The organism is Roseovarius amoyensis (assembly GCF_003260265.1).
Classification (GTDB): domain Bacteria; phylum Pseudomonadota; class Alphaproteobacteria; order Rhodobacterales; family Rhodobacteraceae; genus Roseovarius; species Roseovarius amoyensis.
The window spans coordinates 268,780-288,683 of record NZ_QITQ01000001.1; the positions used below are offsets into that span (position 1 = coordinate 268,780).

Annotated in this window: 18 protein-coding genes; 7 read left to right on the forward strand and 11 right to left on the reverse strand. The window is 65.5% G+C overall.

Annotated features, from left to right (window positions below):
• Positions 1-24: 24 nt before the first annotated feature.
• Genes betA through betI form a run of 3 tightly spaced genes read right to left on the reverse strand, consistent with a single transcriptional unit; the run spans position 25 to position 3,781 of the window.
• On the reverse strand, positions 25-1,683 hold the full coding sequence (gene betA / locus DL899_RS01325; RefSeq protein WP_111732073.1) for a choline dehydrogenase: 1,659 nt from the start codon (positions 1,681-1,683) through the stop codon (positions 25-27).
• Positions 1,683-3,197 (reverse strand): choline-sulfatase, encoded by a 1,515-nt coding sequence (gene betC / locus DL899_RS01330; protein ID WP_111731962.1) that lies wholly within the window; start codon positions 3,195-3,197, stop codon positions 1,683-1,685. The genes betA and betC overlap by 1 nt, the downstream gene beginning before the upstream one ends.
• Entirely contained in the window at positions 3,194-3,781 is a 588-nt protein-coding gene (gene betI, locus DL899_RS01335; RefSeq protein ID WP_239494557.1) for a transcriptional regulator BetI, read from the reverse strand. The genes betC and betI overlap by 4 nt, the downstream gene beginning before the upstream one ends.
• Before the next feature lie 310 nt (positions 3,782-4,091).
• Here betI and DL899_RS01340 point away from each other — a divergent pair, with 310 nt between their 5' ends.
• The 4 genes from DL899_RS01340 to choV all read left to right on the forward strand — a co-directional run bounded on the left by DL899_RS01340 (position 4,092) and on the right by choV (position 8,626).
• Positions 4,092-5,651 (forward strand): ABC transporter substrate-binding protein, encoded by a 1,560-nt coding sequence (locus tag DL899_RS01340; protein WP_111732075.1) that lies wholly within the window; start codon positions 4,092-4,094, stop codon positions 5,649-5,651.
• A gap of 100 nt (positions 5,652-5,751) precedes the next feature.
• The gene (gene choX, locus DL899_RS01345; protein ID WP_111731963.1) at positions 5,752-6,678 is read left to right on the forward strand and encodes a choline ABC transporter substrate-binding protein; all 927 of its coding nucleotides are present in this window, start codon (positions 5,752-5,754) and stop codon (positions 6,676-6,678) included.
• Positions 6,679-6,761: 83 nt separating this feature from the next.
• Positions 6,762-7,598, forward strand: a complete 837-nt coding sequence (gene choW / locus DL899_RS01350) for a choline ABC transporter permease subunit (RefSeq protein ID WP_111731964.1) — start codon at positions 6,762-6,764, stop codon at positions 7,596-7,598.
• Positions 7,595-8,626 (forward strand): choline ABC transporter ATP-binding protein, encoded by a 1,032-nt coding sequence (gene choV / locus DL899_RS01355; RefSeq protein ID WP_111731965.1) that lies wholly within the window; start codon positions 7,595-7,597, stop codon positions 8,624-8,626. Before choW ends, choV begins: the two co-directional genes overlap by 4 nt.
• 32 nt (positions 8,627-8,658) lie before the next feature.
• Here the strand turns inward: choV and DL899_RS01360 are convergent, their stop codons facing one another.
• From DL899_RS01360 to DL899_RS01370, 3 genes are all read right to left on the reverse strand, one after another.
• Complete coding sequence (locus tag DL899_RS01360) at positions 8,659-9,588, reverse strand: DMT family transporter (RefSeq protein ID WP_239494558.1); 930 nt, start codon at positions 9,586-9,588, stop codon at positions 8,659-8,661.
• Positions 9,589-9,691: 103 nt separating this feature from the next.
• Positions 9,692-10,288 carry a LysE/ArgO family amino acid transporter gene (locus DL899_RS01365; protein ID WP_111732077.1) on the reverse strand — a complete coding sequence of 199 codons (597 nt, stop codon included), beginning with the start codon at positions 10,286-10,288 and terminating at the stop codon, positions 9,692-9,694.
• 71 nt (positions 10,289-10,359) lie between these two features.
• Positions 10,360-11,109, reverse strand: a complete 750-nt coding sequence (locus tag DL899_RS01370) for a YebC/PmpR family DNA-binding transcriptional regulator (protein ID WP_111732078.1) — start codon at positions 11,107-11,109, stop codon at positions 10,360-10,362.
• Between the two features lie 120 nt (positions 11,110-11,229).
• On the opposite strand from DL899_RS01370, the gene DL899_RS01375 reads away from it, so the two are divergent.
• The 3 genes from DL899_RS01375 (at position 11,230) to DL899_RS01385 (ending at position 15,745) form a co-directional block, all read left to right on the forward strand.
• Positions 11,230-13,002 (forward strand): SLC13 family permease, encoded by a 1,773-nt coding sequence (locus tag DL899_RS01375; protein ID WP_111731966.1) that lies wholly within the window; start codon positions 11,230-11,232, stop codon positions 13,000-13,002.
• A gap of 96 nt (positions 13,003-13,098) precedes the next feature.
• Positions 13,099-13,911, forward strand: coding sequence for a TIGR00282 family metallophosphoesterase (locus DL899_RS01380; RefSeq protein ID WP_111731967.1), 813 nt, complete (start codon positions 13,099-13,101; stop codon positions 13,909-13,911).
• A gap of 52 nt (positions 13,912-13,963) precedes the next feature.
• Positions 13,964-15,745: an SLC13 family permease gene (locus DL899_RS01385; RefSeq protein ID WP_111731968.1), complete on the forward strand. Its 1,782-nt coding sequence runs from the start codon at positions 13,964-13,966 to the stop codon at positions 15,743-15,745.
• Positions 15,746-15,930: 185 nt separating this feature from the next.
• Here the strand turns inward: DL899_RS01385 and DL899_RS01390 are convergent, their stop codons facing one another.
• The 5 genes from DL899_RS01390 to DL899_RS01410 all read right to left on the reverse strand — a co-directional run bounded on the left by DL899_RS01390 (position 15,931) and on the right by DL899_RS01410 (position 19,665).
• Complete coding sequence (locus tag DL899_RS01390) at positions 15,931-16,401, reverse strand: OsmC family protein (RefSeq protein WP_111731969.1); 471 nt, start codon at positions 16,399-16,401, stop codon at positions 15,931-15,933.
• Positions 16,388-16,972, reverse strand: coding sequence for a 5-formyltetrahydrofolate cyclo-ligase (locus DL899_RS01395; RefSeq protein ID WP_111731970.1), 585 nt, complete (start codon positions 16,970-16,972; stop codon positions 16,388-16,390). Before DL899_RS01395 ends, DL899_RS01390 begins: the two co-directional genes overlap by 14 nt.
• Complete coding sequence (gene mgtE, locus DL899_RS01400) at positions 16,969-18,363, reverse strand: magnesium transporter (RefSeq protein ID WP_111731971.1); 1,395 nt, start codon at positions 18,361-18,363, stop codon at positions 16,969-16,971. The genes DL899_RS01395 and mgtE overlap by 4 nt, the downstream gene beginning before the upstream one ends.
• A gap of 83 nt (positions 18,364-18,446) precedes the next feature.
• Complete coding sequence (locus tag DL899_RS01405; RefSeq protein ID WP_111731972.1) at positions 18,447-19,235, reverse strand: inositol monophosphatase family protein; 789 nt, start codon at positions 19,233-19,235, stop codon at positions 18,447-18,449.
• Between the two features lie 58 nt (positions 19,236-19,293).
• Complete coding sequence (locus DL899_RS01410; protein WP_111731973.1) at positions 19,294-19,665, reverse strand: helix-turn-helix domain-containing protein; 372 nt, start codon at positions 19,663-19,665, stop codon at positions 19,294-19,296.
• Between the last annotated feature and the right edge of the window lie 239 nt (positions 19,666-19,904).

Sequence of the window (19,904 nt, forward strand, 5' to 3'; positions counted from 1 at the left end):
TGACCCGGGTCAAACGCGCGCGGTTTATCGCTGTGACGTCTGCCAGTCGGGATTGATCCAAGGGCTGGCATTATCCGGCGACAGCGGTGTGCGGCCGAGGATGTGATCGGACATCTTTTCCCCCACCATGATCGAGGGGGCGTTGATGTTGCCGTTTGTGATGCGGGGAAAGATGCTGCTGTCGGCCACGCGCAGCCGCTCGACCCCGATCACCCGGCCCTGTGGGTCGACCACGGCATCCGCATCGTCGGCACGCCCCATCCGGCAGGTGCCGCAGGGGTGATAGGCGCTTTCGGCGTGGTCGCGCACGAAGGCGTCCAGCGCATCGTCATCCTGCACCGCCGCGCCGGGCTGTATCTCGTGACGCAGATAGGGGGCAAAGGCAGGCTGCGCGAAAATCTCGCGCGTCAGGCGGATGGCGCGGCGGAAATCATCCCAGTCTTCGGGCGTGTTCATGTAGTTGAAGCGCAGCACCGGCGGCGCCTCGGGGTCGGGCCCGCGCAGGGTGACCGTCCCGCAAGAGGCGCTGCGCATCGGTCCGACATGGGCCTGAAAGCCATGCCCCTCGGCCGCGGCCTTGCCGTCATAGCGCACCGCTATGGGCAGAAAGTGAAACTGGATATCGGGGTACTCAACGCCTGCGCGACTGCGGATGAAGCCGCAGCTTTCGAACTGGTTCGACGCGCCGGGGCCCGAGCGGTTGACCAGCCAGCGCAGCCCGACCCAGGCCTTGCCGAACAGGTTCCAGTACTTGTACAGGCTCACCGGCCGGCTGGCGGCTATCTGGATATAGAGTTCCAGATGGTCCTGCAGGTTGGCGCCGACGCCGGGACGGTCGGCCACCACCGGCAGCCCATGTTCGGCCAGGTGCGCCCCCGGCCCGATCCCCGACAGCATCAGCAGCTTGGGCGAGTTGAAGGCCGACGCGGCAACGATCACCTCGGCATTGACGCCAATCACCTCGGTCCGACCGCCACGGCGCAGCTCGACCCCGGTGGCGCGGCCCTCTTCCATCACCACGCGGGTGACGAAACCGCGCACCAGGTCGCAGTTCTGCCGTTTCAGCGCGGGCCTGAGATAGGCATTCGCCGCCGACCAGCGCCGCCCCTGCCAGACGGTCATTTCGAAGGGGCCGAACCCCTCTTGCTGCTGGCCGTTATAGTCGTTCGTCGCAGGATAGCCCGCCTGCACACCGGCCTCGATAAAGGCGCGGGTCAGCGGGTTTTCCATGCGCCCGCGGCTGACATGCAGCGGGCCGTCCTTGCCGCGCCAGGACGGATCGCCACCGTGGCCACCATCGTGCCAGCATTCCATCCGCTTGAAATACGGCAGCACGTCGGCATAGCCCCAGCCCTTGGCCCCGGTGTCGCGCCAGTGATCATAGTCGCGCGCATTGCCCCGCACATAGACCATCCCGTTGATCGAGGACGACCCCCCGATCACCTTGCCCCGCGGCGCCACCAGCCGGCGGTTGTTCAGGTTGGGTTCGGGTTCGCTCTGATAGCCCCAGTCATAGCGCGCCATGTTCATCGGATAGCTCAGCGCGCCGGGCATCTGGATAAACGGGCCGGCATCGCTGCCGCCATGTTCGACAACGATGACCGACTTGCCGGCCTCTGACAGCCTGTAGGCCATGGCGCAACCGGCGCTGCCGGCGCCGACGATGACATAATCCGCCTGCATCATCCGCCCCTTGGATAGCGTTGCCGTTCCTCGACAACGTTGAGGTCCATGTGGTTGCGCATGTAGCGTTCCGAGGCCCGCTGCAGCGGCTGGTAATCCCACGGGTAATAACCGCCCCGGCGCAGCGCGTCATAGACGACATGCCGGCGGGCCTGGCTTTCGCGCACCGCGGCGTCGAAGGCGTCCAGATCCCAGCGCGGCCCGGCCATGTCCCGCATCCGCGCCAGCGTGTCGGCATAAGCGGGATCGCCGGCCAGATCGTTCAGCTCGTCGGGGTCGGCCTCGAGGTCGAACAGTTGCTCGGGGTCGAGCGCGCAGTTGGTGTATTTCCACCGCCCCTGCCGCAGCGCCACCAGCGGCGCATAAGACGCTTCGGCGGCGTATTCCATCGCCACCGGCGCCTCGCGCCTGCCCCCCTGCCCCAGCGACACCAGCGACTGTCCTTCGACCCAGGGGGCGACCCCGGCCATGTCGGCGCCGGCCAGTTCGCACAGCGTCGGGCAGATATCTATGGTCGAGACCGGATCGCTGACCAGCCCCGGCGCCATCCCCGGTGCCGAGATCATCAGCGGCACCCGCGACGAGCCCTCGAAGAACGACATCTTGAACCACAGGCCGCGTTCGCCCAGCATGTCGCCGTGATCGGACACGAACAGCATGATGGTGTCATCCTCGGCCCGGATACCGCGCAGCGCCTCGAGGATGTCGCCGATCTTGTCGTCGAGATATGAAATATTGGCAAAATAGCCCCGGCGCGCGCAACGGATGTTTTCATCGGAAATATCAAAGCTGCGCCAGTCATTGGCATCGAAGATACGTTTGGAATGGGGGTCGTGATCCTCATACGCCATCGCGGGCACGCGCGGCAGCAAATGCGCGCAATCCTCGTAGAGGTCCCAGTATCTGCGCCGCGCGACATAGGGGTCGTGCGGGTGGGTAAAGCTGACCGTCAGGCACCAGGGCCGCTCGTCATGGCCGCGGCCAAGGTCATATAACTTGGCGCGCGCATGGTGGGCGACCTCGTCGTCGTATTCCATCTGGTTGGTGATCTCGGCCACGCCAGCGCCGGTGACGCTGCCGAGATTGTGATACCACCAGTCGATGCGCTCGCCGGGTTTGCGATAGTCGGGAGTCCAGCCAAAATCGGCCGGGTAGATGTCGGTGGTCAGCCGTTCCTCGAACCCGTGCAGCTGATCGGGGCCGACGAAATGCATCTTGCCCGACAGGCAGGTGTGATAGCCTGCCCGCCGCAGGTGGTGGGCGAATGTGGGAATGTCGGCGGCGAATTCGGCGGCATTGTCATAGACGCGCGACCGCGACGGCAACAGCCCGGACATGAAGCTCGCCCGCCCCGGCGCACAAAGCGGCGAGGCGGTATAGGTGTTGACGAACCGCGTCGAGCGTTCGGCCAGCGCCGCGATGTTAGGCGCGTGCAGCCAGTCGGCCGGGCCATCGGGGAACAGCGTACCGTTGAGCTGATCAACCATCAGAATCAGGATGTTGGGCCGTTTCACGACGTCTGTCCCTTGCTCATGTAGCTGTCGAGGTAATGCATCATCACGTCGATCGCGGCCTCGGCCGAGATCGGGTCGTTGCGCAGCGCCTGGCGGATATACAGCCCGTCGATCATCGCCGCGAGGCCGCGCGCCAGCGTGCGCGCCTCGGCCAGCCCGGCCTGGCGCAGCGCGTGCAGCAGGTTCGATCTGAGGCGGCGCTGATAGACGTTCAGCAGGCGCCGCGCCTCATCCGAGGTTTGCGCCTGAACGTAGAAGTTAAGCCATGCCGACACCATTTCGGGCCGGAACTGACGCGGCGCGAAACTGGCGCGGATGATCGCCTCGACCCGCCCGCGCGGGGTGCGGGCCATGATCAGCGCGCCGCGCACCTCGGCCCCGTAAAGCATCAGGATATGGCGCATCGCGGCGGCGAACATCGCCTCTTTCGAGCCGAAATAGTGGTGCGCCAGCGCCGGCGACATGCCGGCACGCCGGGCGATCTGACTGACGGTGACATCCAGCGTGCCACGCTCGCCGATCTCGTGGATCGTTGCCTCCACCAGTGCCGAGCGGCGGATGGGTTCCATCCCGACCTTGGGCATTCGCACCACTCCAGGAAAAAACTGTTGCGCAACCGGGTCTAGCTGCGCTTAATTGACCAGTCAATCAATTAAAATCCAACCTCGGGGGAGAACAGCAAACCGGCCAGATGCGAACTAGACCGTTGCACCGCATCACGGCGTCATACTAACATCACACAACAACGCCGCCGAGCATGGCACATAGCGGGGGCCGGGCCTTGCGGTCCGAAGGCGACCCCCGAATACGTCCGGTGCCGACCCCGGGAGGGGCGATGAACACGGGGCAATGAACGGCAACCAGTCAAGATCACACATGATAGGGAGAATGATCATGTCACTCATCAAGGGCGGAATGCTCGATCGCCGTGGATTTCTGAAGACCACCGCTGCGGGGGCCATCGCGGCCTCGCTGCCGATGGGCGGGGCGCTGGCGCAGACGCCCAAGCGCGGCGGCCATGTGCGGGTGGCCATCGGCCACGGCGCAACCACCGACACGCTGAACCCAGGCACCTATGAAAACAGCTTTACCACCTGCCTTTCCTATTCCCTTCACGGCCACCTGACCGAGGTGCTGCAGGATGGCTCGCTCAGCCCGGAAGTCGCCGAAAGCTGGGAGGCATCCGCCGACGCGGCGGAATGGCGGTTCAAGCTGCGCAAAGGCGTGACCTTCCATTCCGGCAAGCCGGTGACGGTGCAGGATGTCATCAACTCGATCAACTTCCACCGTGGCGAGGATTCGACCTCGGCCGCCGGGCCGATCGTGGCTGCAATCAAGGACATTGCGGCCGAGGGTGACGACACCATCGTCTTTACGCTTGATGGCGGCAACGCTGACTTCCCCTTCATCCTCAGCGATTATCACATCGTCATCTGCCCCGCCGACGGCGACAGCATCGACTGGCGGTCGGGCGACGGCTGCGGCAGCTATGTGCTGAAGGATTTCAATCCCGGCGTATCGATGGCGCTGGAACGCAACCCGAATCACTGGCGCGACAGCGTCGCATGGTTCGACAGCGCCGAGGTGCTGGCGATCGTCGACCAGAACGCACGCACCACCGCGCTGGTGTCGGGCGACGTGGACGTGGCCGACCGGCTGGACCTCAAGACTGTGTCGCTCCTGGCGCGCAACCCCAACATCCAGATCAATTCGGTCGCGGGGATGCAGCACTATACCTTTGCGATGGACACGCGCGAGGCGCCGTTCAACGACAACAACGTCCGCCAGGCGCTGAAATACGGCGTCAACCGGCAGGAACTGGTCGACAAGATCCTGTTCGGCTACGGCTCGGTCGGCAACGACCACCCCATCGGGCGCGGCCAGCGGTTCTTCAACACCGAGCTGGAGCAAAAGACCTACGACCCCGACAAGGCCAAGTGGCACCTCAAGGAGGCCGGCCTCGACAGCATCGACGTTTCGCTTTCGGCCGCCGACGCAGCCTTTGTCGGCGCGGTCGATGCGGCGGTCCTGTACCAGAGCTCGGCCGCCGCGGCGGGCATCAACCTCAAGCCGGTGCGCGAACCCAACGACGGCTACTGGTCGGATGTCTGGATGAAAAAGGACTTCGCCGCCGTCTACTGGTCGGGCCGCGTGGTCGAGGACCAGATGTTTGCCACCGCCTACCAGTGCGACGCATCCTGGAACGACAGCTTCTGGTGCAGCGACACCTTTGACGATCTGCTGGTGAAAGCGCGTTCGGAACTGGACGAGGACAAGCGCCGGCAGATGTACTGGGAAATGCAGGACATCGTGTCGAACCAGGGCGGCGTCGTCATCCCGATGTTCGCCAACTGGGTGTTCGGCAACTCGACCAAGGTCGCGCATACCGAGCAGATGAGCTCGAACTGGGACGTCGACGGGATGCGCTTTATCGAGCGCTGGTGGTTCGCCTGATCGCCACCGAACCTGCGGGGCGGGGCCTGGGGGAAATCCCCGGGTCCCATGCCCCACCGGGCGCACACGCCTGAACTTACCTCTGAGGGAGAGACCACTCATGAACATCCGTATGACCATCGCCGCGCTGACCCTGGGGCTGGCGGCGGCGCCGGCACTGGCCGAGTGCGAAAGCGTCAGCTTTTCCGACGTCGGCTGGACCGACATCACCGCCACCACCGCCGCCACCACCACCGTGCTGAAGGCGCTGGGCTATGACACCGACATCAAGGTGCTGTCGGTGCCGGTGACCTATACCTCGCTCGCCAAGGGCGATATCGACGTCTTCCTGGGCAACTGGATGCCGACAATGGAGGCCGACATCGCCCCCTACCGCGAGGCCAGCACCGTCGACACCGTGCGCGCCAACCTGCAGGGCGCCAAGTACACGCTGGCCACCAATGCCGCCGGCGCGGCGCTGGGTATCACCTCGTTCGGGTCGATCGCGGAACATGCTGACGCGCTGGACAGCACCATCTACGGCATCGAGCCGGGCAATGACGGCAACCGCCTGATCATCGACATGATCGAGCAGGACGCATTCGGCCTGAAGGGGTTCGAGGTCAAGGAAAGCTCTGAACAGGGGATGCTGGCACAGGTCGCACGGGCCGACCGCAAGGGCGACCCGATCGTCTTTCTGGGGTGGGAGCCGCACCCGATGAACGCCAATTTCGACCTCACCTACCTGACCGGCGGCGATGACTGGTTCGGCCCCGACCTGGGCGGCGCCACCGTTCATACCAACACCCGCGCGGGTTTTGTCGAAGAATGCCCCAATGTCGGCAAGCTGCTGACCAACCTGGAATTCACGCTGGCAATGGAAAACGAGATCATGGGCGCGATCCTCGATGACGGCGAAAAGCCCGAGGATGCCGCGAGCGCCTGGCTCAAGGCCAATCCCGGCGTGCTGGACGGCTGGCTTGACGGCGTCACCACCGTTGATGGCGGCGACGCGATGGCGGCGGTCAAGGCCGCGCTGGGCCTTTGAGAATTGAGCGGGCGGGGCACATGACCGGGTCCCGCCCCCTCTCTTGCCGGCCCATCCCAATCACCTACCGCTGAGAGTCGCGCATGAACTGGCTGAGCGAACACAAGATCCCCGTGGGCGATTGGGCCGAGAATTTCTTTTTGTGGCTGCAGGACAATGCCGCCGCCTTTTTCGATGGGATGGCCGTGGTGATGGAGGCAATCATCGACGCCTTCCTGTGGATTCTGCAAACCCCGCACCCGCTGGTCATCGTCGCTGTCTTCGTCGGCCTGACATGGGCCCTGCAGCGCAACTGGAAAACCTGTGTGCTGGTCGCGCTCGGCTTTCTCTTCATCCTCAACCAGGGCTACTGGGAAGAAACCACCGAGAGCCTGACGCTGGTGCTGTCCTCGTGCCTGTTCTGCATGGGGATCGGCGTGCCCATCGGCATCGCCGCCGCGCACCGTCCGCGCCTCTATGACGGGATGCGCCCGGTTCTGGACCTGATGCAGACGCTGCCGGCCTTCGTCTACCTGATCCCGGCGATCGTGTTCTTTGGCATCGGCATGGTGCCGGGGCTGATCGCCACGGTCATCTTCGTGGTGCCCGCGCCGATCCGGCTGACACATCTTGGCGTTTCGGGCACGCCGCAGCCGCTGCTGGAGGCCGCGCGCGCCTTTGGTGCCACCAACCGCCAGACCCTGTGGAAGGTCGAGCTGCCCTTTGCCCTGCCCCAGATCATGGCCGGGCTGAACCAGACAATCATGCTGTCGCTGTCGATGGTGGTGATCGGGGCGCTGGTGGGCGCCGACGGGCTGGGGGTACCGGTACTCAGGGCGATCAACACGGTGAACATCGCGCTCGGGTTCGAATCCGGGCTGATGATCGTGGTGGTGGCCATTGTGCTGGACCGGATGCTGCGGATGGAGGGGCGCAAATGAGCGGCGCCGCCGTGGAATTTCACCGTGTCTCGATCGTATTCGGCGATGCGCCCGAAACCGCCCTGCCCCTGATGGATGCCGGACGCAGCCGCGCCGAGATCCATCAGGAAACCGGCCAGATCCTGGGCGTGCACGATTGCGAGCTTTCGGTCGCGCCGGGCGAGATACTGGTGCTGATGGGGCTGTCGGGGTCGGGCAAATCGACCCTTCTGCGATCGGTCAACGGCCTCAACCCGGTGGTGCGCGGCCATGTCGAGGTGTTCGACGGGCAGACCATGGTCGATGTCACCCATGCCGACGCCGCCACCCTGCGCCGGCTGCGCCAGCGCCATGTGGCGATGGTGTTCCAGCAGTTCGGCCTGCTGCCCTGGCGCAGCGTGGGCGAAAATGTCGGCCTAGGGCTGGAGCTGGCCGGCTTGCCGCGCGCAAAGCGTGCCGAACAGGTGAAACGCCAGCTTGACCTGGTGGGCCTGTCGGATTGGGCCGACTGCCGCGTGGCCGAGCTGTCGGGCGGGATGCAGCAGCGCGTCGGCCTGGCGCGCGCCTTTGCCACCGACGCGCCGATCCTGCTGATGGACGAACCCTTTTCGGCGCTCGACCCGCTGATCCGCAATCACCTGCAGGACGAACTGCTGGATCTGCAATCAAAGCTCGGGCGCACCATCATCTTTGTCAGCCACGACCTTGACGAGGCGTTCAAGCTGGGCGACCGAATCGCCATCCTGGAGGGCGGACGCATCGTACAATGCGGCACGCCGCAGGACATCTTTACCAACCCGGCCACCAATTACGTGGCCGAATTCGTGGCCCACATGAACCCGCTGGGGGTGCTGTGCGCACGCGACATGATGGAGCCGGCCTCCGTAACGCCCGACACCTCCGTTCCGCCCGACGCCACCATCCACCAGGTGATGGAGGCCGCGCAGGGCCATGACAAGCCCGTGGGCGTGACCGACGAGGCGGGCCACATCATCGGCCAGATCACCCGCAACCGCATCCTTGCCAAGCTGCTTGATCCGCGCGCCTGATCGGACCGGCCCCGCGCAAGACACCCGGCGCCTCAGACCTTGGTGGCCGGCACCGGCGGCGTCACTGCCCGGCGCTTGAGCTGCGCCTCGCGGAAACTGATAAAGCTTATGGCCATCACGATCATCGTGCCCCCCAGCACCACCCACAGGTCGATCGGCTCGCCGAACACCAGCGCACCCAGCACCACCGCCCAGACCAGCTGCAGAAACGTCACCGGCTGCGTCAGCGCCAGCGGCGCGGCACGAAAGGCCAGCGTCATGGTATAATGCCCGGCCGTGCCCAACAGCGCCACCGCCGCCAGGATGCCCAGCTGGCCCAGGCTGGGCGTAACCCAGTTCATCACTGCCAGCGGCGCCAGCCCGATGGCGACCGTGACCGACAGCATCGCCACGACCTGCACGGGGCTGCATTCCTGCGTCAGCCGCTTGGCGATCAGATAGGACGCTCCTAAAAAGAACGCGGCGAACAGCATCGCCAGGTGGCCCGGCTCGACCTCGCGAAAGCCGGGGCGCAGGATGATCACCGCCCCCACCAGCGCCGCCACCACCGCCAGCAGGCGCCTTGCAGCCAGCCTTTCGCCCAGAAACAACGCCGCCCCGAGCGTGACATAAACCGGCGAAAGATAATTCATCGCCGTCACATCGGCGATGGGAATGCGCGCCATCGCAAAGAACCACAATGACACGCCGACCGTGTGCACTGCCCCGCGCACGCAAAAAAGCGTCCATATCCGCTTGCTTGGCCGCATCCGCAAAAGCGGTCGCAGAACCGGCAACAATATGAACAGCCCGAACAGGAATCGCAGGAACGCCGCCTCTGGCGCGGGAATGCGTGTTCCCAGCCATTTCACCAGCGCGGTGACACCCACAAACAAGACCCCCGTCACCACCATCCAGAAAACGCCGCGAAGGGGGTTCGCGGCGGGCGGGTTCGCGGCGGGCGGGTTCGTCAATTCGGTCATGGGCGGCATTAAGGGTCCGGGCGCGGGAAAAGTCGAGTACCGCCTGCACATTTTACGAAGCGCGGGACACACCCGGCCAGCTAGCAGGCCGGGTATGCGCCCGTCACATCAACAGCAGTTTCGCCGCTATCGCCCACATGGTCAGGCCCACCACCACGTCCAGCACACGCCAGCTGGCCGGGCGGCGAAACAGCGGCGCCAGAAAGCGCGCGCCATAGCCCAGACCAAAGAAAAAGACGAAACTGGCCGTCATCGCCCCCAGCGCGAATGCCAGCCGGTCGGCATATTGCGCGCTGACCGCGCCCAGCAGTACCACGGTATCCAGATAGACATGCGGGTTCAGCCATGTCAGCGTCAGGCAGGTCAAAAGCGCCGGGCGCAGGCCGCCAGCGTCGCCTAACCCCGCCTCCAGCACTTCGCCCCCGATCCAGGCCGCGCGCAGGGTGCGCGCGCCATACCAGATCAGGAACCCCGCACCACCGATGCGCATCGCCGTTTCCAGTCCCGGCGCCGCCGTCACCAGCGCCCCGAATCCCGCCACGCCGGTGGCGATCAGCACCGCATCGCTGAGCGCGCAGGTCAGGCAGACGGCAAAGACATGGCCATTGCGCAGCCCCTGCCGCAGGACAAAGGCATTCTGCGCCCCGATGGCAAGGATCAGGGAAAACCCCAGCGCGAAACCAGCCACCGCCGCCTGCATGTCTGCCCCCATCGGGTTACGGCGCGTGGCGTCAGATCACGCCCGGTACACGCCCCGGGCCCGGGCCGTTCTCACTCGGCCGCGAGCTGTTCCATCACCTCGTCGGAGGCTTCGAAATTGGTGGTGACGCGCTGCACGTCGTCGTCATCCTCCAGCGCCTCGACAAGACGCATCAGTTTTTGCATCCCCTCAAGGTCCAGCTCGGTGGTGGTGGTGGGCCGCCACACCAGGCGGGCGCTTTCGCTTTCGCCCAGCTCGGCCTCCAGCGCGCCGGAAACTTCGTTCAGGTCGGTATCGGCGCACCAGATGGTGTGACCGTCCTCGGAACTTTCGACATCCTCCGCCCCGGCCTCGATCGCGGCCATCAGCATGCTGTCGGCATCGCCGGCCTCGGGGGGATAGGTGACCTCGCCCTTGCGTTCGAACATGAAGGCGACAGAGCCGGTTTCGCCCAGCGAGCCGCCCTGCTTGGCAAAGGTCGAGCGCACGTTCGACGCGGTGCGGTTACGGTTGTCGGTCATTGCCTCGACAATCACCGCAACCCCGCCGGGTCCATACCCCTCGTAGCGGATTTCCTCGTATTCGTCGCCCTCGCCGCCGGTGGCCTTCTTGATCGCGCGTTCGATGTTGTCCTTGGGCATCGACTGCGCCTTGGCTTCCTTGACCGCCAGCCGCAGGCGTGGGTTCTTCTCGGGGTCGGGATCGCCCATCTTGGCGGCGACGGTGATCTCTTTGGAAAACTTGGAAAACAGCTTGGAACGGGCGGCGTCCTGCCGCCCCTTGCGATGCTGGATATTTGCCCATTTGGAATGGCCGGCCATCATGCGCTCCCGTGGGTTGGTGCCGATCCGGTCTCTATAGTTCAGCCCTGCCACCCGCCGCAACCCGGTTGCGTTTGCCGCGCGCATGCGATTGGCTGGCGCCAACAAGGGGCGCACAACATGACCACCGACCAGATCATCCTTTTTTCGCTTTTCGGCGCCGTCTTTGCGCTGCTGCTGTGGGGGCGATGGCGCTATGACATCGTCGCCTTCGCCGCGCTGCTGGCGGGCGTGGTGCTGGGGGTAGTCCCGACCGACCGGGCGTTTTCGGGCTTCGGCCACCCGGCCACGATCATCGTGGCCTTGGTGCTGGTGGTGTCGGCCGGACTGGTGCGTTCGGGCGCGGTGCACCTGATCACCCGCACCATGATCGACAGCAGCCGGGGCCTGGCCAGTCATATCACGCTGATGGGCGGCATCGGTGCGGTACTGTCGGCCTTCATGAACAACGTCGCCGCGCTGGCGCTGCTGATGCCGGTCGATATCCAGACCGCGCGCAAGGCCAAGCGCGCCGCCGGGCTGACGCTGATGCCGCTGTCGTTTGCCACTATCCTGGGCGGCATGGCCACGCTGATCGGCACGCCGCCCAACATCATCATCGCCTCGATCCGAGAGGATGCGCTGGGCGCGCCCTTTAAGATGTTCGATTTCGCCCCCGTGGGGGCGCTGACCGCCCTTGCCGGGCTGGTTTTCGTGGCGCTGATCGGCTGGCGGCTGATCCCCCAGCGAGAGGACAGCGTGCTGCGCGCCTCGGACATCACCGATTATATTGCCGAGCTGACCGTGCCCGAGGATTCGGATCACATCGGCAAGCGGCTGATCGAGCTGCAGGAAGCCGCCGAAAAGGCCGACGTGGCCATTCTCGGGCTGATCCGCGACGGCAAGCGGCGCTATGGCACCGCCCTCAACACCGAGTTGCGCGCCGGCGACACCCTGGTGCTGGAGGCAAAGCCCGACGCGCTGGACGAGTTCCGCAGCGCCCTGTCGCTGGCGTTCTCGGACAAGGAGCGCGAAGAGCGACTGAAAGCCGCCGGCGAAGGGCTGGACATCATCGAGGTGGTGGTGCCGCAAAACTCGCGCCTCGCGGGCAAGACAACGCAATCCGTCGGGCTGCACTGGCGCCGAAAATCCGTGCTGATGGGCATCTCGCGCGAGGGGCGCAAGATCACATCGGAGGTGCGCAAGACCGTCATCCGCCCAGGCGACATCCTGCTGTTGCTGGTGCCCAAGGACACCGGGCAAGAAGTTATCGAATGGCTAGGCGCGCTGCCCCTGGCCGACCGCGGGCTGGCGGTGACGCAGGAAACCAAGACATGGCTGGCAATCGGGCTATTCGCCGCCGCGGTGGCCGCGGCCAGCGTCGGCCTGCTTTACCTGCCCATCGCGCTGGGGCTGGTGGTGATGGCCTATGTGCTGACGCGCATCGTTCCCGCCAGCGAGCTTTATACCCAGATCGAATGGCCGGTGGTGGTGCTGCTGGGGTCGATGATCCCGCTGGGCGTGGCGCTGGACGATTCTGGCGGAACGCAGCTGATTGCCGGGGCGCTGGTGGGGGTGACCGAGGGCATGCCTGCCTGGGCAATCCTGACGGTGCTGATGGTGGTGACGATGACGCTGTCGGACGTGCTGAATAACACGGCCACCACCATTGTCGCCGCCCCGGTGGGGATCGAGATGGCGCGCGGGCTGGGGGTTTCGCCCGACCCGTTCCTGATGGCGGTGGCGGTGGCAGCGTCCTCGGCCTATCTCACCCCGATCGGGCACAAGAACAACACGCTGATCCTGGGGCCCGGCGGCTATCGCTTTGGCGATTACTGGCGCATGGGCCTGCCGCTGGAGGTGTTGGTGGTCGTGGTATCGGTACCCGCGATCCTGGTTTTCTGGCCGCTCTGACCCGGCGCGGCGGGCCCGGCCCCGCCGCTTTCGCACCCCGTCCGCCGCCCGGATCGGGCCTTGCCCTTGCCGCTTTGCGGCCCTAACACCATGGGCATGAGGATACTTTACCTGGGCGATGTGGTCGGCCGCGCCGGGCGGCGCGCGATCACCGAGAGGCTGCAGCGTCTGCGCGACGAATGGCGGCTGGATTTCGTGGTGGTCAACGGCGAGAACGCCACCGGCGGCATGGGGCTGTCGGGCGATCACGCCAAGGCGCTGCTGAATGCTGGTGCCGACTGCGTGACACTGGGCGATCATGCTTTTGATCAAAAGGACATGCTGCAGTTCATCGAGTCCGAGCCGCGCGTACTGCGGCCGCTGAACTTTGCCCGCCAGGCGCCGGGCCGCGGGCACCGGGTGTTTCAGGACGCGCGCGGGCGCAAGGTGCTGGTGGCGCAGGTGTTGGGGCAGGTATTCATGAAACGCCCCTTTGACGACCCGTTCAGCGCCATCGACCCGGTCTTGCGGGCGCATATGCGCGGCGGCGGCGTTCAGGCCAGCATCGTCGACATGCATTGCGAGGCGACATCGGAAAAGATGGCGATGGGCCATTTCTGCGACGGGCGCGCCAGCATGGTCGTCGGCACCCATACGCATGTGCCCACCGCCGACGCGCAGATCATGCCGGGCGGCACCGCCTACCTGTCGGATGCCGGCATGTGCGGCGATTACCTCAGCGTGATCGGCATGGAAAAGACCGAGCCGATGCGCCGCTTTGTCACCGGCATGGGGCAGGCCCGGTTCACGCCCGCGCTGGGCGAGACCACGCTTTGCGGTCTGTATATCGAAACCGACGACGCCACCGGCAAGGCCACCCGCCTTGCGATGGTGCGCGAAGGCGGGCGGCTGGAACAGTCGGCCCCATGACAGGCGCCGCCCTGAACACCCGGCCACGAGGCCCTACCGGCAGGCAGGTCCGATGCCGCTAGCCGAGATGTCGCAGACCGGGCAGGCGCTGTTCACGCTGTCGGTGGTGGCGGCGATGTTCGTGCTGTTCGTCAGGGAAACCTACCCGACCGAGGTGGTGGCCATCGCCGGCGTTGCGGTGCTGCTTGCCACAGGGCTGTTGCCCTATGACGACGCCGTTGCCGTGCTGGCCAACCCCGCGCCCTGGACCATCGTTGCGCTGTTCATCGTGATGGGGGCGCTGGTGCGCACCGGCGCGCTGGACTGGTTCACCCAGGCGGCTGCGGCCCATGCGGATGCGCGCCCGGCTGTGGCCATCGGCGCGCTGATGGCGCTGGTGATCGTGGCGTCGGCATTCGTCAACAACACCCCCGTGGTGGTGGTGATGATCCCGGTCTTCGTTCAGATGACCAACCGGCTGGGCGTGGCGGCCAGCAAGTTCCTGATCCCGCTCAGCTATGCCGCCATCCTTGGCGGGTGCCTGACGCTGATCGGCACATCGACCAACCTGCTGGTCGACGGGGTGGCGCGGGCAAAGGGGCTGGAACCATTCACAATCTTCGAGGTCACGCCGATGGCGCTGATCCTGGTCGTCTGGGGCGCGGTCTATCTGTACCTCATCGCGCCCAGACTGCTGCCCGAACGCGCCAGCATGGCCAGCCTGCTGGGAAATGAGCGGAAATCACGCAAGTTCTTTACCGAGGCGGTGATCCCGCCCGAATCGAACATGGTGGGGCGCGAGGTCACGGGCGTGCAGCTGTTCAAGCGAGAGGGCGTGCGCCTGGTCGACGTCATTCGCGGCGATACCTCGCTCAGGCGCAACCTCGGGGGGGTAACGCTGCAGGTGGGCGACCGGGTGGTGCTGCGCACCCAAGTGACCGAGTTGCTAAGCCTGCAACGCAACAAGAGCCTCAAGCGCGTCGACCAGGTGTCGGCGGTCGAAACCACCACCGTCGAGGCGCTGATCACGCCCGATTGTCGCATGGTCGGGCGGCATCTGGGTGCGCTCAGGCTGCGGCGCCGCTTTGGCGTCTATCCGCTGGCGGTGCACCGCAAGGACCGCAATATCGGCCGCCAGCTTGACGATATCGTGGTACGCGCGGGCGATACGCTGCTGCTCGAAGGCGCGCCCGAAGACATCCAGCGGCTGGCCGCCGAGATGAACCTGGTCGACATCACCCGCCCGACCGAACGCGCCTATCGCCGCAGCCACGCCCCCATCGCCATTGCCGCCCTGGCCGGCATCGTGATTTTGGCGGCGCTGGGTGTGGCGCCCATCCTGTTGCTGGCGGTGCTGGCGATGGCGGTGGTGTTCATCACCCGCTGTGTCGATACCGAAGAGGCGTTTTCCTTTGTCGACAGCCGGCTGCTGGCGTTGATCTTTGCCATGCTGGCGATCGGCGAGGCGCTGGAAGCCTCGGGCGCGGTGCTGTTCCTGGTCGATCACGTCGCGCCGTTCCTGGCCCACACCCCGCCTTTCCTGACAATCTGGGCGGTCTACCTGCTGACCAGCGTGCTGACCGAACTGGTGTCGAACAACGCGGTGGCGGTGGTGGTGACGCCGGTCGCCATCGGCCTTGCCGCCGCGCTGGGGCACGATCCGCGCCCGTTCGTGGTGGCGGTGATGATCGCGGCCTCGGCCAGTTTCGCCACCCCCATCGGCTATCAGACCAACATGATGGTATATGGCCCCGGCGGCTACAAGTTCACCGATTTCATCAAGGTGGGCGTACCGCTGAACCTCAGCATGGGCATCTTGGCCTCTGCCCTGATCCCGTTCTTCTTTCCGCTTTGAAGCGGAACGAGCGGGGTAACGAGAGCCCTGCCCGACGGCCTGAAGCGCTGCCCTTACCCCCTCACGCCCGGCGGCACCGCCGGGCAGCCCCCGGCCGCCCCCTCGGGCGGGGCCAGCCCTCTGCGCGGATGCATGAACGTCGCACATCGAAGGGATGGCTATTTGCAGCCCCTGTTGCAGGTTCATCAGCGCTGCGTGACGTACCGCGCCTCGTGCGCGACGGGGAAATTCACCGAGCGCGCGATGAAACAGACCTTGCCGATCTCGTGGTGGATGGCGTCGGCCCGCTCCAGGTCGGTCCCCTCGGGCACGGTGATCTCGGGCCGCAGCGTGGCGCGCAGGAACCGGCTGGCGCCGGAGGGCAGCGTTTCGCCCACCGCCACCGGGTCGTCACGATAGGCCTGCACCTTGATGCCGGCGTCACTGGCAAGGTGCAGATACCACAACATGTGACAGGCCGAGAGCGCGGTAATCAGCATGTCTTCGGGGTTGTGCAGGGTCGGATCGCCCCCCAGCATCGGGTCGTTGGAACAGTGGATCACCGGCTTGCCCGGGGTTTCGACATTCCATGTCCGGTCATAGGCGCGATAGCTGGCGGTGCCCTGCCCCCGGTTGCCGGTCCAGACCACGCGGGCGGTGAAATCATGCTGCGCCAATGGCAATCACCTCTTGTTCCGTCACCACCATGTCAAGCGGCTGGTCGGTGGGCTCCAGCGGCAGGTTCTCGGCCTCCTGCGCCGCCCAGGCGAAACCTATGGCCAGCGTCGCGCGCCGGGCGCGCAGACCCTCAAGCGTGCGGTCATAGAAGCCCCCGCCATAGCCCAGCCGCCCGCCGGCGCGGTCAAATGCCACCAGTGGCACGATGACGATCTCGGGTTCGAAATACTCCAGCCGCTCTGGCACCATCGCACCGAACGGCCCGGCAACCATGGTGCAGCCGGGCTCCCACCTGGCGAATTTCAGCGCCATGCCCGCACCCTGGATCACCGGCACGCCGACGGGACCGTGCGCCGCCGCCTCGGCCATGGCGGGGCGCGGGTCGATCTCGGTGCGGATCGGCATGTATCCCGACAGCGGCACGCCGCGATAGCCCGCCAGAACCTCTGACAGATGCGCCGCCGCGCCGGGCCCGGCCGCCGCATGCGCCGCCTTGCGTCGGGCAAAGGCCGCCTTGCGCGCCGCCGCCTTGCGCACCTCCGGCGGGCTTTGCGCCGCCGCCCCGGTCACATCAGCACCGCGGTTCCAAGGCCTAGGAAGGCGAAGAACCCGACCACGTCGGTGATTGTGGTCACGAACGGGCCGGATGCCAGCGCCGGGTCGATGTGCATGCGCGACAGCAGCATCGGAATGACGATCCCCCCAAACGCGGCCGCGATCTGGGTCAGCAGCATCGCCAGCGCGATCACCGCCGCCAGCAGCGGCACGCCGAACCACGCCCCCGCCACCAACGCCATCAGCAACCCGAACAACAGGCCGTTGAGCGCGCCAACGGCAAGCTCTCGCCGGATCACCCGCAGCGCGTTCTGTGCCGTCAGGTCGCGGGTGGCCAGCGCGCGCACCGCCACCGTCATCGTCTGGGTGCCGGCATTACCGCCCATCGAGGCGACGATCGGCATCAGCACCGCCAGCGCCACCATCTGGTTGATGGTCTCGGCAAAAAGGTCGATCACCACCGAGGCCAGGATCGCCGTCAGCAAGTTGACGAACAGCCACAACGCCCGGCTTTTCGCGGTGGTCATCACCCGGTCCGAAAGGCTGGCCTCTTCGTTGATGCCGGCGAGGCGAAAGATGTCTTCCTCGTGCTCTTCATCAAGGACGCTCATCGCGTCGTCGATGGTGATCACGCCGACCAGGCGTTCGTTTTCATCCACCACCGGGGCCGAGATAAGGTGATACTGGTTGAACGCATAGGCGACATCGGCCTCGTCCTGGGTGGCCGGGAAGACGTGAAACGACTCTTCGACCAGCGATTTCAGCAGCACCTCGCGGCGCGCCGACATCAGCTTGCCCAGCGTGACGTTGCCCACCGGCCGCAGACGCGGATCGACCAAAACGATGTGATAGAACTGTTCTGGCAGTTCTTCCTGGTTGCGCAGGAAATCGATGGCCTCGCCCACGTTCCAGTGTTCGGGCGCCATCACCACCTCGCGCTGCATCAGGCGGCCGGCGGAATATTCCGGGTAGGTCAGCGACGATTGCACCGCCGCTCGATCGCTGTCTTCCAGCGCGTCAAGGATCGCGTCCTGCTGTTCCTGTTCCAGGTCCTCGACCAGGTCGACGACATCGTCGGATTCCAGATCGCGCACCGCCTCGGCCAGAACCTCTGGCTGCAGGATGGTCAGCACGTCCTCGCGGATGCTGTCGTCGAGTTCCGACAGGATGTCGCCGTCGAAATCGGCGCCGTACAGATCGATCAGGCGGCGCCGGTCAAACGCGTTGACCTGTTCCAGAAGGTCGGCGATGTCGGCGGGGTGGAACTGTGAAAGTTCCTGCAGCAACTGTTCGCGATTTCCGGTGTCGACCGCGTACATGACCCGCGCCACGGCGCGGTCATCCAGCGTATAGGCGTCGTCGTCACGAACGATTTCGGCGACTTCCGCAGGATCGTCGTCTGCCATCTGCCCTTCCCCCTTGACGCCTGCCGCCAGAATTACTCAAGCAGCGCCCGGAAAACAATCTCGACCAGTGAAAGCGCGGTGCGTCAGGGCACCCGCGACAGGATCTCCAGCGCTGCCTCGTGCTGCTGCATGTTCGCGGCCGCCAATACCCGCCCGCCGCCATGCGCCGGCCCGCCCCGCCAGTCGGTGACGATGCCGCCCGCAGCCTCGATCACCGCGATCGGGGCGAGGATGTCATAAGGCTGCAGCCCGGCCTCGATCACCAGGTCGATCTGCCCGCAGGCCAGCAGCGCGTAAGCATAGCAATCCATGCCGTAACGCGTCAGCCGGACCTGCCCCGTGACCGCCTGAAATGCGGCGCGCTCGTCCTCTGTGCCAAGCTCGGGAAAGGTTGTGAACAGGATCGTCTCTGACAGCGCGCGCCCGGGGCGGGTGGCCAGTGCCCGCCTGCCCTGCGGGCCGCAAAGCTGCGCTCGCCCCAGCCCGCCCTCGAACCGTTCTGCGATATAGGGCTGGTCGATCAGGCCATAGATCGGCCCCGACGCATCGGTCACGGCGATCAGAACGCCCCAGGTGGGTGTTCCCGACAGGAACCCGCGCGTGCCGTCGATGGGATCAAGCACCCAGGTCAGGCCGCTGGTGCCGGCTTTGCTGCCGAATTCCTCGCCCAGGACCGAATCATCCGGACGCTGCTCGGCCAGCAGGGCGCGCATCGTCCGCTCCGCAGCGCGGTCGGCCTCGGTCACGGGGTCGAAACCCGCGGCATCCTTGTTGTCGCTGTGTAACTCGTCGGTGCGAAAGAACGGCAAAACTGCCGCCCTGGCCGCATCGGCCAACGCATGTGCCGTCGTTACAATGTCATCTGTCGTCATCCGCCCGCCGCCGTGCCGCCCCGAATGGCGGCCTCATATCCCGGCCGGGCGGCGTGGATCAAGCCACGTCGCTCAGAACCCGGGCGAGATCGAACAGGCGGCGGCGTTGCGCCTCGGGGATGGAATAGTAGGAACGGATCAGTTCCAGCGCTTCCTTGTCGCCCAGGATATCGTCGGGGAATGCCCGCGTTTCGCCCTCGGCGGTTTCCTCGGGCGCCAGCCCTTCGAAGAAGAAGCTCACATCAACATCCAGCGCGTCGGCGATATCCCAAAGCCTGGACGCGCTGACGCGGTTGGCACCGGTTTCGTATTTCTGGATCTGCTGGAACTTGATGCCCACGCTTTGCGCCAACTGTTGCTGGGTCATTCCGGCCAGCCATCGGCGATGCCGTATGCGTTTGCCGACATGTACATCAACGGGGTGCGGCATTTCTCATCCTCTCTACAATCTCTCGATCATCCCTGCCGAGGTGCACTTGCGGCGCATCGCAGCAGAAAACCACCACTATAATCCCTGCCGTAGCGCATGCCTGCAGCGCCCAGCTAGCGTAACGCGTGTACCAAAATTTACAAGTACAACCGTCACCAACCATTGCCTGAGAATCTGATCAAATGCAATTCAAACGTGCAGGACAATGTGTCCTTTTCCCCGAAACAACCTTGTGCGAT